13 protein-coding genes and 1 riboswitch are annotated in these 14,409 nt (G+C 47.8%); of the genes, 1 reads left to right on the top strand and 12 read right to left on the bottom strand.

Annotated elements, in window-relative coordinates; genetic code table 11:
• The first annotated feature begins 66 nt into the window (after positions 1-66).
• Positions 67-1,059 carry a M23 family metallopeptidase gene (locus CYJ37_RS10320; RefSeq protein WP_101549562.1) on the top strand — a complete coding sequence of 331 codons (993 nt, stop codon included), beginning with the start codon at positions 67-69 and terminating at the stop codon, positions 1,057-1,059.
• 65 nt (positions 1,060-1,124) lie between these two features.
• On the opposite strand, the gene CYJ37_RS10315 is transcribed toward CYJ37_RS10320, so the two are convergent.
• The 12 genes from CYJ37_RS10315 to sufD form a co-directional block, all read right to left on the bottom strand.
• Complete coding sequence (locus CYJ37_RS10315) at positions 1,125-1,229, bottom strand: methionine/alanine import family NSS transporter small subunit (protein ID WP_022544349.1); 105 nt, start codon at positions 1,227-1,229, stop codon at positions 1,125-1,127.
• Entirely contained in the window at positions 1,229-2,740 is a 1,512-nt protein-coding gene (locus CYJ37_RS10310; RefSeq protein ID WP_035401234.1) for a sodium-dependent transporter, read from the bottom strand. The genes CYJ37_RS10315 and CYJ37_RS10310 overlap by 1 nt, the downstream gene beginning before the upstream one ends.
• Positions 2,741-3,070: 330 nt before the next feature.
• Positions 3,071-4,645, bottom strand: a complete 1,575-nt coding sequence (locus CYJ37_RS10305; RefSeq protein ID WP_094769837.1) for a Na+/H+ antiporter NhaC family protein — start codon at positions 4,643-4,645, stop codon at positions 3,071-3,073.
• A gap of 143 nt (positions 4,646-4,788) precedes the next feature.
• Positions 4,789-4,993: riboswitch (Lysine riboswitch) on the bottom strand.
• A 65-nt stretch (positions 4,994-5,058) separates the two neighbouring features.
• Complete coding sequence (gene yunB / locus CYJ37_RS10300; protein WP_101549560.1) at positions 5,059-5,808, bottom strand: sporulation protein YunB; 750 nt, start codon at positions 5,806-5,808, stop codon at positions 5,059-5,061.
• Positions 5,809-5,868: 60 nt separating this feature from the next.
• The gene (locus CYJ37_RS10295) at positions 5,869-6,975 is read right to left on the bottom strand and encodes an HD-GYP domain-containing protein (protein WP_101549558.1); all 1,107 of its coding nucleotides are present in this window, start codon (positions 6,973-6,975) and stop codon (positions 5,869-5,871) included.
• A gap of 182 nt (positions 6,976-7,157) precedes the next feature.
• Positions 7,158-7,460, bottom strand: a complete 303-nt coding sequence (locus CYJ37_RS10290; RefSeq protein ID WP_009791471.1) for a YunC family protein — start codon at positions 7,458-7,460, stop codon at positions 7,158-7,160.
• 63 nt (positions 7,461-7,523) lie between these two features.
• Positions 7,524-8,876 carry a bifunctional metallophosphatase/5'-nucleotidase gene (locus tag CYJ37_RS10285; protein ID WP_308302656.1) on the bottom strand — a complete coding sequence of 451 codons (1,353 nt, stop codon included), beginning with the start codon at positions 8,874-8,876 and terminating at the stop codon, positions 7,524-7,526.
• A gap of 75 nt (positions 8,877-8,951) precedes the next feature.
• On the bottom strand, positions 8,952-9,797 hold the full coding sequence (locus CYJ37_RS10280; protein WP_094769834.1) for a DUF72 domain-containing protein: 846 nt from the start codon (positions 9,795-9,797) through the stop codon (positions 8,952-8,954).
• A gap of 175 nt (positions 9,798-9,972) precedes the next feature.
• Positions 9,973-11,370: a Fe-S cluster assembly protein SufB gene (gene sufB / locus CYJ37_RS10275; RefSeq protein ID WP_009791475.1), complete on the bottom strand. Its 1,398-nt coding sequence runs from the start codon at positions 11,368-11,370 to the stop codon at positions 9,973-9,975.
• Positions 11,371-11,422: 52 nt separating this feature from the next.
• A complete protein-coding gene (gene sufU / locus CYJ37_RS10270; RefSeq protein WP_009791476.1) occupies positions 11,423-11,866 on the bottom strand; it encodes a Fe-S cluster assembly sulfur transfer protein SufU in 444 nt (147 codons plus the stop codon).
• Complete coding sequence (locus CYJ37_RS10265; RefSeq protein ID WP_101549554.1) at positions 11,856-13,085, bottom strand: cysteine desulfurase; 1,230 nt, start codon at positions 13,083-13,085, stop codon at positions 11,856-11,858. Before CYJ37_RS10265 ends, sufU begins: the two co-directional genes overlap by 11 nt.
• Positions 13,085-14,395: a Fe-S cluster assembly protein SufD gene (sufD, locus tag CYJ37_RS10260; RefSeq protein WP_009791478.1), complete on the bottom strand. Its 1,311-nt coding sequence runs from the start codon at positions 14,393-14,395 to the stop codon at positions 13,085-13,087. The genes CYJ37_RS10265 and sufD overlap by 1 nt, the downstream gene beginning before the upstream one ends.
• Between the last annotated feature and the right edge of the window lie 14 nt (positions 14,396-14,409).

Here is a 14,409-nt window from a genome sequence, read left to right as displayed (position 1 = left end):
GATATAGATGAAAAGGCGCGCTCTTTCACAAACTAAACTGCAAACAAGACCGAAAGGAAGGTTTCCATGCGCATACTTTTGACCCTTCTGCTGCTGTTCTCCCTTTATCCGGCCAGGACAGATGCGGCTGAGAGCACGGATCTGGCGGAGATTTACAGCAAAAGAATGCAATTATACAAGAATACTGAGGCCATCACCAATATACCCTGGTATTATTTGGCGGCTGTCGACCAGTATGAGCGCAGCATCCGCAAGGCGCGCCGGGACCTCCCGAAAGCAGAGGGACTGACAGGAATTTATTTTAAGCCGGAAGAATGGGCCGGCCTGTTAAACCCTGATCTGGAGGACGATAATCCTGCTTCCATCCAATTTTTCGGAGGCATGGGAGTCGATGGCAATGGTGATGGCAAAGCTTCATTGAAGGATGACCAGGATGTCATTTATGCTTTTGCCCACTTTCTTCTTTCTTATGGAGTTGACCATGATAATATAAAAATTGGGTTATGGGATTATTATAAACGGGATAAAACCGTCGGGATCATCATAGGGCATGCTGAGATCTATAAACACTTCGGCCGGCTGGACCTTGACGGCCATGCCTTTCCCGTTCCCTTCAGAAGCAATCACAGCTACAAAAATACCTGGGGGGATGCAAGGGGCTGGGGAGGCAGGAGGATTCATGAAGGAACAGATATTTTTGCCGACTACGGCGTCCCCGTGAGGGCCACCAGCTACGGCATTATAGAAATGAAAGGCTGGAACAAGTATGGCGGCTGGAGAATCGGCATCCGGGATATCAATAATAACTATCATTATTTTGCGCATTTGAGCGGCTTTTCTAAGGATTTGAAAGCAGGGCAGATTGTTGAACCGGGCATGCTGATCGGGGGTGTAGGCAGCTCCGGCTATGGCCCGCCGGGAACATCCGGGAAGTTCCCGCCTCATCTTCACTACGGAATGTACAAAGACAATGGGTATACGGAATGGTCCTATGATCCTTATCCGCACCTAAGGCTGTGGGAGAGGCAGGATAAGATTCAGTCCCGGAAAAAGAAATAAGGGCCGGAACCATTGTCCCCGGATAATAAATAAAGGCTGCCGAAAAGATTCGGCAGCCTTTGCTTTCATGACTTTTTTGCTTTTGAAACTGCAAAGGAAATGCTTGCAGCAAGTCCTCCCCAAATGATAAGCATCCCAACGATCATCATTGTTATTGCACTAGCAGACATTATTGAGAAACCCCCTTCTTATCCGGGACAGAAATGGTGCCTTTATCCCACTTGAATGCCATGAAGATGAATCCGAGTACAATGGCGCCGACCGCGACTGCCCATCCTGAATAGATGATAAAGCCTGTCGGGTAGCCCTCGTAATTGTCCTTGATATTAGTGTAGATGTTCTGGATCATCATATAGCCAAGGATCAGCGGTGTAATAACAGTCAGACAGATCCTCCACCACGCGCCTAGAAGGATATCTGAGACGCTGTCCGCATGCGACTGGATGCTTTTCAGCTCCCTCAGCACCCATGCAATCACGACAACCTCTACAAGGCCTGCAAGAGCTACACCGAACTGGTTGATGAAGTAATCAGCTGCATCAAGGAAATAGAGACCGCTGTCTGTCGCAAACAATACGGAAATGATGGCAGAAGCCCCGCCTCCAAATAATACTGCTTTTGTACGGGACACTTTGAACTTATCCTGTACACCGGCAACAAAAGTTTCCACGATTGAGATGAGTGATGTAAGACCTGCAAGGACCAGGCATAGGAAGAAGAAGAAGCCAAACAGTCCGTTTAAAGCAGGGAATTCACTAATGATCTGCGGGAATACCACGAAAGCAAGGCCCACACCTGAACTAACAACCTCATTGATTGGCACGCCTTGCTGTGCAGCCATGAAGCCCAGTGCAGCAAAGACGCCGATCCCGGCGAGAAGCTCAAACCCGGAATTTGCAAATCCAGTGATGAATGCACTGTTTGTCAGATCCGTCTTCTTTGGAAGATAGCTGGAGTACGTGATCATGATCGCAAATCCGATTGATAAGCTGAAGAAGATCTGGCCATATGCGGCCACCCATACTCCAGGATCTGCAATCTTGCTCCAATCCGGCTTGAAGAAGGCATCAAGCCCCTGGACAGCTCCATCAAGTGTCAGCGCGCGAACAACAATGATTAAAAATAAGATAACAAGGGCTGGAATAAAGATTTTGTTCGCTACTTCTATCCCTTTTTTCACGCCTTTAAACAATACGCCAAGAGTAATGAGCCATACAAGGATCAATGGGAAGAATACGCCTGGGACGATCGTGCTGATTGATCCCGGTGCATCTGAAAGCTTAAGATATTCTCCGAAAAAGAAACCGTTCGGGTCATCTCCCCAATTCTGGTTAAAGGAAAACCCTGCAAATGACATGGCCCACGCAATGATGACCGCATAATATGTGGAGATGACAAAGGAAACAGCTACCTGCCACCAGCCGAGCCATTCAAATTTTTTGTTCAGCCTTGCATACGTAAGCGGAGCGGAGCCGCGGTACTTATGGCCCAGTGTAAATTCAAGGATGAGAATTGGGATCCCTGCTGTCAGAAGTGCAAACAGATAAGGAAAGAAGAAAGCTCCTCCTCCATTATCATACGCCACGGCAGGGAATCTCCATATATTCCCCAGCCCGATCGCTGATCCGACAGCTGCCATAATGAAACCTGCTCTCGTTCCCCATTGAGGACGATTATCCATAATTCAATTTACCCCCATTTCATTTCCAGTTCTTTTGAAATGCACGTCTCAAGAGTTGGAAACTTTTATATTTTCTGATTTTTTAGTATAATCTAAACATAGTATAGCCACATTTCCCTACGGTGTCAAAGCTTTATTTTTTGAAAATTATTATTTTTAAATAATAACTCCCAAGCCCCTTAATGCCCATCCACCTCCTTAATATACTAATATTCCCCCGCCGGATAGACTATCCATGAAATTCTGGCATTTTCATATAAATCGTTTTTCAGAATGCACTTTCCAATGGCAATTAAAAAAGAGGCACCCTATGCGGGATGCCTCTCAATATCAATCTGTAAATTCAGCAGATGTTCCCTGCCCGCGCCCCGCAATGAAGGCAAAGGCAGCTAAAAGGACTGCCACTGAAATTAAAGCAAAAATGGTGCTGCCGGTAAATCCGATCACCAGGTATCCCACAGCTGCGATCAGCGCTGATATGAGTGCATACGGCAGCTGAGTCAGCACATGGTCGATATGGTTGCACCCGGCCCCTGTGGATGAAAGGATGGTTGTATCTGAAATAGGAGAACAGTGGTCTCCAAATACCGCTCCAGCCAAAACGGCTGCCATTGCAGGCAGAAGAAGCGAAATATCGGTCGCTGCTACAACGTCGCCGGCAATAGGAAGCAGGATGCCAAAGGAGCCCCATGATGTTCCTGTACTGAATGCCATGATCCCTGCAATTACAAACAATATGATTGGCAGCAGTGAAAGGCTTATATTGCTGTTTTCCACGACACCTGCAAGATAGGTCCCGGTTTCCAGCTGGCCGATCAGATCAACAATCGCCCAGGCAAAGATCAAAATATAGACCGCAGGGAGCATGGATTTAACTCCTTCCCAGATCCCTTTTCCGAAAACGCCTGCACTTACTCCCTTCAATACGACAGCCTGGCGAAGGAACAGCAGCAGTGTGAGAGCAAGCCCGATCAGGCTTCCGATGATCAGGGATTTCGCTACATCGGTATTTTCGAAGATCTTCAGGATCGTTGCGCTTCCCTCTGTTGCTGTGTATCCAGTCCAGACCATGCTGCCGACTGTTCCGAGAATCAACGCAATGATCGGCCAGACAAGATCTCCGACTGACCCGGTTGTGCTTGTTGGAAGATCATCCTTCAGCTCTCCAGGAGCAGGCTTATCAGGATCCAGAACCAGTCCTTCTTTTACAGCCCGCTCTTCATGGGCTTTCATCGGCCCGATTTGGATATTCCTGAATGCCACAATGAATACCATGGCAAGAGCAGTCCATACATAAAGGTTCATCGGCACCATCTGCATGAAAGCTGAGAATGCCGAGTATTCTGTCACCCCATGACCGGCTAGGATCGTCCCGATTAGGGCAATAATATAGGCGCCCCAGCTCGAAACAGGGGAAACGACACATACCGGAGCAGATGTAGAATCAATCAGATACGCAAGCTTTGCCCTTGAAACTTTATGCCGGTCCGTTATCGGCCGTGAGATCTGGCCGACCGCCAGTGCATTGAAATAATCATCTATGAAAATAATGATGCCAAGCACTGCACCGACAAGCTGGGCTCCAGCCCGGGTTTTCACCCGTTTCATCGCCCATTCCCCGAATGCGCGGCTTCCTCCGGAAATGTTGATAAAAGCGGTAATGATGCCAAGAACCAGCAAAAATAAAATAATATATACATTCCAGGTATTCAGGGCTCCATCAGCCACAAAAATGCCTTTGACGGCCTCCCAGATGATGCTCAGGGTTTTCCCGATGCCAAAGTCGGCAAGCAGGAAGGCAGCGGTTATAATCCCGACACCTAAAGATAACAATACTCTTCTTGTCAGAACGACCATTAAAATGGCCACAAGCGGCGGCAAAAGTGAAAATATCGTGTTTGCCAATTTCTCTCCTCCTCCTTGTATGATGACAGGGGGGAACTTCCAGACGAAGATGCAGTTTCAGCTGCTGTGCAGCTGCAGATAATAAAAAAGAGCAATGATAGAAAATCCATCATTACTCTTTCTAAGTAATAGGTTTCTCCATCACGATCTGTAGCTCCCCATTATAAGGCTTTTCTAAGCATATACCTGCTTTGCCTTTATAATGACAGTGCTGCCCTTCTTCAAAGCAGCCCCAGCAATGGAATGCGGACACATGTCAATTGCTTCGGCAAAAATTCCCTTTCTGATGCGGTCAACGTTGTCATCCTCGCACATCTTACTCTTGAATTTTGCACCTCTACCCCACCGGATATGATAAGGTCATATTAATTTCTATAATACTATAACAGGCACCCTTCTTTTTAGCAAATCCATTAATTAGCAGGCAGCTCAATGGAAGGGGCAGAATCACCGCCGCCACCGTTATAGAATTGGGGCACATCTCCCGGGATGACTCCCATGGCCACCGGCACATCCTCCTGCACATGTATAACTTTTGTAGCAAATGGTATGATGATCTGGACCTGGACATCCAGGCGGACAAACACTTCCACCAGTACATTATTGATTCCATGGTCTTCACTTTTTCTGATCACATTTGATGTAACAGATCCCACGGAATTGAATTTCACCGGTATCCGGGGTCCGAGATTCCCTAAAAGGGCGTTGTTAGTTGCCTGGCCCAATGGCACATAGTAGATGATCCCATCCTGCTTTTTGGAGCCTTCTGTTTCAATTTCTATTTCTGTGAATGATTCCAGGGCTGATAGATCGCCCTGTTCAGCTTTTTTGATATTATCCTGGACCATCTCCGTAACCTCTGCCTTCACACGGTTTAGCTTCTCGGTATTGATGGTGATGACAGAACCATCGCCGCTTTTAACAAACATCTCCTCAAGGTCCATTACATTCGTGATTTTTTTGTTGATGGCATTGTTAATGACCAGCGATGCGATTTTCCTCGTCTGAGAGTCAGCATAGCTCATCAGGGTAGGCTCAAGCCCCTTATTGATGATCCATATTCCGGCTGCGGTCGAGAACATAAAAAACACAAAAGTCAGCAGAAAAACATACCGGAAAGGAAGCGGGCCTTTCCTTGGGAGCCGGCCGCCGAATTTAGCCAAAGCAAATCCCCCCTTTACAAGCTATATGTATGCTGCAAAGGGGGGAACTAGCAGAAAAACTTAGATTTTATTTGCTGTTTCCGGCATCCGCATTTCACAGCCGGTGACAATCACGGTAAGCTCTTCTGACAAGTCGAGATCGAATGGTTCAACCGGAAGGCCCTCTTTTTCAAGGATGCGGACCACGGGCCTGTCAGACACTCCTTTATTCTGGCGGACCACCACTCCTGACCTGCCATCATTCAAATGGACCATCATCCCGGAAGGATAGACAGCAACAGACCGCCGAAAAGCTTCTACCACAGCCGTATCAAATTGTTTCCCTGAGCCTGCATACAATATCTCGAGCCCCTCATGCGGCAGCATGGCCCCCCTGTATACACGGTTGGAGGTAACGGCATCGAATACATCAGCGACGGCAATGATTTTGGCAAACAGATGGATTTCATCTTCCACCAGCCTCCTTGGGTAGCCGCTGCCGTTCAGCCGTTCATGATGCTGAAAGGCGCAATGGGCAGCAAGGAGAGGCAATGTATGTACCCTGCGCAAAATTTCAAAGCCTGCTTCTGCATGCTTTTGGATTTCTGCAAATTCATCTTCTGTCAGCTTTCCCGTCTTAAAGAGAATTTCAGAGGGCACCTTCATTTTGCCGACATCATGGAGAATAGCCCCGATCCCCAGCATATCCAGCTCCTGCGGCTTCAGCTTCAGCTCTATGCCGATCGCCAGGGAATAGAGCGTCACATTCAGCGAATGGGAGAAAATATAACTGTCATATGTACACACGTCCGCCAATATGCCAAACAGATCTTTATTATCATTAATCTGCTGCACCAGATCCCTGATGATCTGTTTAAAGCTTTTCGATGATTTTTCAATAATGATCGAGTCTGACAGCTTGTTCCCTTTCTTTATCTGGGTAAAAGTTTCCTCAATGGAAGATACCGCTTTCCTTTTCATCGCCGAATCGATCGAGCTGCCGGATTCTATATCATCTGTCCTCGGGTCTTTTATATATATATAGGTGACGCCAAGATCCCCGAGCCTTGCAAGCAGCTTCTCCGAAAGCTCCACTCCGTCGCTGACAAGCACAACACCCTTATCGCTTAAAACCGCTTTTGCAAGAATGGCCCCCGGATGTACTGATGAGGTAGCTACTAATCTCATATAAAAGCTCCAATCATTTCTGTCTCAATTTACGTCCTTCATCCTATCCACATTATAGTAGAAAATTCTACAAAATACGACTGATAATGGTAATCTTTGCATAAGTAAGTATCTTCGGCTTCTATTTGGAGTGGAATGCTCCGTTAAAGAAAAAAAAAGAGCCGCCTGCTGCGGCTGGCTCTCTACAGCATTTTCAGCAGGGCGTCCTTGCCGATCATGCCTTTATGGATTCCAAGTTCTTCAGCCTCAAAGGTCACCGATTCCAGCGGTGCCTCCAGGAGCTGCTCGATCGTGCGGACACCAACAGCCCTTCCAGCAATCACTTTCCGGTCCTTCAGCTTTTCATTGAGCAGGGCGATGTCCAGCGCTCCGCACATAATATAGCCCTTTTCGCTCGAGACAGCGAGCAGGGTCGTTTTCGGCAGCTGAACGGATACGCTTAAAAAGGTATGGCCGTCGATGATGACAGGTGACAGTTCCATCATAAGTATCCACTCCTTTCGCTTCATAACAGATTATGTCAGCAAAAGAAAAAGGGTGCCGGCATATTACTGAAGCTGCTGCAGTTTCCATTCCAGCAGATGCCGCAGGAAATCGGGAAAGAAATATTCCTTTTCGGCAGCCCTGCGGATTTCAGGGAAAAAGGGACCAAATGTAAACATGTCCGGGATGGCAAGGGAATAGCTTTTTTCATTGTCGAGCACATGACCGCCAATCTGCATATTTCCCGAAGTATCCATTTCTGCACCGGTACTGATCATTCTTCCCATGAGGGTACCGCGGAAACCAAGTCCCTTGACCTGTAACTGCTCCCACTCATCACTTTGTGCATGCCGGAGCACTTCCTTCAGCTCAGCCCCTGTCAGCACAACTTTGCTTGGATTGATCGGATGCGGACAGATTCTATGGAGGTCATACAGAGTTGCCTCATTCTTTTCCAGCCCCTCAAGGATCAAGCCTTCATTAAGAAGGGCTGCATCCGCCCCGCACTTCTCCTGGAGTGCTTTACACAAAAGAATGGCAAGCTGCTTTTTGCTCATGCCGCCGTTTGGCAGAGGTGCTGCCGGTACATCAAGGAGGCTTTTTCCCTTCCGATAAAGATTTTCAATGATATGCTCTTCATCATCAGCAGATGGCAGCTCATTTGTATCATACAGCTGCGCCTTTTTGCCGATGACTGTTTTCGTTTCCGTGTCTATTTCGAGCATAACATGCCCGGCATAAAACCCGTGCTTGCCGGCGGCTGCCAGCAGGCAGCCTTCCGCCATTTTCCCTTCATGCAGAATATGATGGGTATGGCCGCCAAGAATCACATCGGCTTCCGGAAATTCCGCCGCCAGCCTTTCATCATCATGAATGCCCAGATGTGACAGGATGACGATAATATCGGCCTGTCCCCTTACCTCTGCAAGTACCTTTCGAAGCTCTTCAAAGGGGTCTGTCAGCTTCCAGCCGAGCAAATCATAGAAATGTTCATAGTTTGCTGTTGCACCGGCAGCAGCCACCTTAAGTCCGCTTACAGTCTCATAAATTGCATAAGGTTTAGCCCAGTCCGGCCGCCTTCCATCTTTGTAAAAAAGGTTGGCGGTGATAACATCAAAACCCGCTTTCTCATAGAGAGTGTCAAGAGAGTCAAAAGGAAGGGTAATTCCTTCATTATTGCCGATGGCAGCAGCAGTGCAGCCTGCCTGATTGAGCAGGTCTGTGTTGCACTTCCCCGCAGTAGCCTCTGTCAGCGGATGCCAGCGGTCCACATGGTCGCCGATATCGAAAAAGAAGACATCTTCTCCTGCCTCTTCATGCCATTTGCGTCTTTCTGTTAAAAGGCTGTGAATCCTCGGCCAGCGGCTAAAATGGCTGTGCAAATCATTTGTATGGTATATATGGATAACTTCTTTCAAAGATGAAACCTTCTTTCCTTTTCCCATCAGGCCAATGCAGGCCGAACATCACGGAGGTGCAAGCCTCTCCTCATTTTAGAACAAATCAAGCTGCCGGGGAGCCAGGCCTGTATACTCAATCCCCATCATATCGACCAGCTGGAGTGCATTGTCTGCCGCATCCCCGCCTGAATTATTATTAAAGACAGCATATACCTTCTTTGTGCTTTTTTCCAGTTCCCTGAGGGCCGGGGCCCAGCCGGAAAGCTCCTCCTCATTATAGCGGTAGAGATATCTCACTTCCCTCCAGTTCTCCGCATTCTTTTTCTGCCAGCCGTGCACATTCCTTCCATGGAAGCGGACCAGCACCTTTCCCGGATGGGTACTCTCCATGACTGTCGGGACAGACCCCTCGCCGGACTGTGGTTCATCGCAGATACTGTGAATCCATTCTTCCTGCTCCATGAACCTTAAGGTCTTGTCCTTCATTTCCGGATAGAACCAAGTCTGATTGCGGAATTCCAGGGCACAAGGGATATCATCCATCTGATCCTTGCACCAGCGCAGATAATCAACATTTTCCCTGCGGCAGTCAAACCATGGAGGAAATTGAAACAGCGCCATGCCGAGCTTATCCTTGGCGATATAAGGCTGCAAGGACTCCTTAAAAGCTGTAAACATCTCTTCCTTGCTGTCAAAGGGGATTTCTCCGCGCTGATGCCCAGTCATACCCTGATAGGCTTTAACGATGAATTCAAAGCCGTCGGGCGTTTCTTCCGTCCATTTATGTGCATTCCTCAGAGGCTGGACAGCATAAAAAGAAGCATCCACCTCTACAATGGGGAAATATGCTGCATATTCCTTCAGCTTATCACGCGGGGAAATGCCCTTCTTATAAAGACTGTCATGATCCCCCCAGCCTGTGAGTCCAATATTAATCATGCTGCCGCCTCCTTTCTGTTCTCTATGTAACGTTCTATTTTCCCTCTTTCACGTCTGGAAAAACCACGAAGCACTCCTGCCTTCATTATACAAGAACAACCGCCAGGCCGCTTTTAAGGTGCCTTTAAAAGAGCAAAAAACCCATCCGGCAATAACCGGATGGGACCAAGCTTGATCAGCCGATGGAACCTTCCATCTCGAACTTGATCAGGCGGTTCATTTCAACTGCATATTCCATTGGAAGCTCTTTTGTAAATGGCTCGATGAAGCCCATTACGATCATTTCAGTTGCTTCTTCTTCGGAGATGCCGCGGCTCATCAGATAGAACAGCTGCTCTTCCGAAACCTTTGATACCTTCGCTTCGTGTTCAAGCGAGATGTTATCATTCAGGATTTCATTGTAAGGGATTGTATCAGAAGTAGACTGATTATCCATGATCAACGTATCGCACTCAATGTTTGCACGAGCGCCTTCCGCTTTGCGGCCGAAGTGCACGATCCCGCGGTATGTTACTTTACCGCCCTGCTTGGAGATTGATTTTGATACGATTGTAGAAGAAGTATTTGGAGCAAGGTGGATCATTTTTGCCCCGGCATCCTGGTGCTGGCCTTTCCCTGCAAGTGCAATGGAAAGGGTCATTCCGCGGGCGCCTTCTCCTTTAAGGATAACTGCCGGATATTTCATTGTCAGCTTGGAGCCGATATTTCCGTCAATCCATTCCATTGTAGCATTGGCTTCACATACAGCCCTTTTTGTTACAAGGTTGTATACGTTGTTTGCCCAGTTCTGGATTGTCGTATAGCGGCAGTACGCATCCTTTTTGATGATGATTTCTACAACGGCACTATGAAGAGAGTTCGTTGTGTAGACTGGAGCTGTACATCCTTCAACATAGTGGACATGGGCGCCTTCATCCACGATGATGAGCGTGCGCTCGAACTGCCCCATATTTTCTGAGTTGATGCGGAAGTAAGCCTGAAGCGGAGTGTCTACCTTTACGCCTTTTGGCACGTAGATGAAAGAACCGCCTGACCATACCGCAGAGTTCAGAGCCGCAAACTTATTGTCGGTCGGAGGGATTACCTTCGCCCAGTGCTCGCGGAAAAGATCTTCGTTTTCCCTCAAAGCAGAATCTGTATCCTTGAATACGATTCCTTTTGCTTCAAGGTCTTCCTGCATATTATGGTAAACAACCTCTGACTCGTACTGCGCAGAAACACCTGCAAGGTATTTTTGCTCTGCTTCCGGGATGCCAAGCTTGTCAAACGTCTGCTTGATCTCTTCAGGCACTTCGTCCCATGAGCGTTCTGTCTTTTCAGAAGGCTTTACATAATAAGTGATTTCATCAAAGTTTAATGACGCTAGATCTCCGCCCCATTGAGGCATTGGCATGTTGTAGAAATGTTCAAGAGATTTTAAACGGAAGTCAAGCATCCACTGAGGCTCTTCTTTCAGCTTTGAAATTTCCTCTACGATTTCCTTCGTCAAACCACGTTTTGAGCGGAAAATGGAAACGTCTTTATCGGCAAATCCGTATTTATAATCACCGATTTCAGGCATCTTTTTTGCCATCGTCGTTTTCCTCCATTCAGGGCAGACAGGGCCTTGGACCCTGTATTGCCGTTTATTGTTGTTCTTCTTCCTTCAGGCCCTTTTCCATGGCCTTCCATGAAAGAGTCGCACATTTGATGCGTGCCGGAAACTTTGAAACGCCCTGCAGTGCTTCAATATCACCCAAATCCAAATCTTCATCATACTCTTTGCCCTGCATCATATCTGAAAAGATCTTTGAGAGCTTTAAGGCATCTTCCACTTTCTGGCCCTTGATTGCCTGGGTCATCATCGATGCCGAAGACATGGAGATGGAGCAGCCTTCACCGTCAAATCTGGCGTCCGCCACCTTTCCATCCTCGACCTTAAGTGTCAGCTGGATCCTGTCTCCGCAAGTTGGATTGTTCATATTGATCGTCAAGCTGTTATCTTCTTCAAGAACCCCTTTATTGCGGGGGTTTTTATAATGATCCATGATGACTTGCCTGTACAGGGTATCTAAATTATTAAAAGACATCGCTGAAATACTCCTTTGTTTTAACAAGTCCTTCAACAAGCTTATCAATATCTTCTTCCGTGTTGTACAGGTAAAAACTGGCCCGTGCCGTTGCGGAAGCCTTCAGCCATTTCATCAGCGGCTGTGCACAGTGATGGCCTGCCCTTACCGCAATTCCTTCAGCATCAAGGACAGTCGCCACATCATGCGGATGGACATCATCAAGATTGAAGGTTACAAGTCCGGCTCTCTTGCCGGCATTCTTCGGTCCATAGATGGTCATGCCTTCTACTGAAGACATTTTTTCCATTGCGTATGCGGCAAGCTTATGCTCATGGGCTTCAATGTTTTCAAGGCCGACTTCCTGAAGAAAATCGATTGCTGCACCAAGGCCGATGGCTCCTGCAATAATCGGGGTTCCGGCCTCGAACTTCCAGGGAAGCTCTTTCCAGGTAGAGTCATAGAGATCAACGAAGTCGATCATTTCTCCTCCGAAAAGGACAGGCTCCATGTTTTCAAGAAGCTGCTTTCTGCCGTACAAGACACCGATCCCGGTCGGGCCGCACATCTTATGTCCTGAAAAAGCAAGGAAGTCGCAGTCTAGATCCTGGACATCCACCTTCATATGAGGCGCAGCCTGTGCACCGTCCACTACCATGATCGCGCCATTCTCATGGGCAATCCTTGCGATGTCCTTGATCGGGTTCATAACGCCAAGGACATTGGACACCATCATGATGCTGACAATTTTTGTATTGCTTGTAACCGTCTTGCGGACATCCTCCAGTGAAATAGTGCCGTCCTCCTGAAGAGGGACATATTTCAGCACCGCTCCGGCCCTTTTGGCTGCCTGCTGCCACGGAATGATATTACTATGGTGCTCCATATAGGAGATGACAATTTCATCCCCTTCGGAAAGATTGTCTCCTCCATAGCTTGAAGCAACCATATTCAATGCGCTTGTTGTCCCGCTCGTGAAGATCACTTCCTCAATCGAACGGGCATTAATGAATTTCCTGGCCTTTTCCCTTGCACCTTCATACGCATCCGTCGCTTTTGTACCGAGGGTATGCACCCCGCGGTGAACATTGGAGTTATACCCGCGGTAATACTCGTTCAATGCCTCGATGACCTGTACGGGCTTCTGGGAAGTTGCGGCGCTGTCAAGGTAAACCAAAGGCCTTCCGTTGACTTCCTGGTTCAGAATAGGGAAATGTTCACGGATATTCTTGAAATCCATTACTTAACTTTCCTTTCAATCACATCAACAAGCTGCTTTTTGACTCCTTCGATCGGAAGCTCTTTCACGACCGGAGCAAGGAATCCGTGGATGACAAGGCGCTCTGCCTCTGTCTGCGGAATTCCCCGGCTCATCAGGTAGTACAGCTGGGTCGGATCCACACGGCCGACAGATGCTGCGTGTCCTGCCGTTACATCATCCTCATCGATGAGAAGGATCGGGTTTGCGTCTCCGCGTGCCTTTTCGCTCAGCATCAGAACGCGGGACTCCTGCTCTGCATTCGACTTCGTTGCACCGTGTTCGATTTTGCCGATGCCATTGAAGATAGAGGAGGCACTTTCTTTCATAACGCCATGCTTCAGGATATAGCCTTCTGTATTTTTACCGAAATGGACAACACTTGTCGTGAAGTTCTGCTTCTGCTCACCGCGTCCGACGACAACAGTCTTCGTATCGCCGACAGAACCGTCGCCAATCAGGTTCGTTACGTTTTCGGAAATCGTGTTTCCATCATTCATGAGCCCGAGAGCCCATTCAATGCGGGAATCCCGTTCCGCCCTGCCGCGGCGGTTAACATACGTAGTGATTCCTTTTGCAAGGTTATCAACTGTTCCGTACTGCACCCTGCTGTTAGTGCCTGCAAGCACTTCAGTGACGATATTGAAAACACCTTCTGCTGAATCGATCGTTGAAAGGTATGTTTCAACATAAGTAACACTGCTGTTATCTTCAGTTACAATCAGTACGTGGTTGAAGACATTCGCTTCTTTGTCATCATGCAGATAGATCGCCTGGATCGGCTCAGACACCTCAACATTGCGCGGCACATATAAGAATGCCCCGCCGTTCAGGAGTGCTGCATGAAGTGCTGTCAGGCGGTGTTCATCCACCTTAACGCCATCCTTCATGAAATACTTCTGCAAAAGGTCGCCGTATTCGCGGGCAGCTGTGAAGATATCCGCAAAAATGACTCCCTGGTCCTGCAGTTCTTTCGAAAGGGAAAGATGTGTCGGACGGTTATTTCTCTGGATATAAAGGTTCTTGCTTTCTTTATCCAGGTCAATCAAAGATTTGGCTTCTTCCGGAAGGTTGTCAAGTGAGCCAAAATCTTCGCTTTCCACTATATGCTTTTCAAACTGTGTAAAGTTCCATTTATCGATCTTTGTTTTATCAGGCCGCGGCATTGGCAGCGTCTCAGCGTCAGCAAGAGCTTTCACACGCAGTTCTGTCAGCCAGGCCGGTTCACCCATTTCTTTTGAAAAAGAGCTGATATACTCTTTGTCAAACGGCAATTTCGTTTCAATAGTCATCGTGATCCCCCTAA

The sequence above is a fragment of the Bacillus sp. UMB0728 genome (genome assembly GCF_002858875.1).
GTDB classification, from domain to species: Bacteria; Bacillota; Bacilli; order Bacillales; family Cytobacillaceae; genus Bacillus_AB; species Bacillus_AB infantis.
The sequence above is the reverse complement of the archived record's forward strand: the minus strand, read 5'-3'. Positions and strand labels throughout refer to the sequence as shown.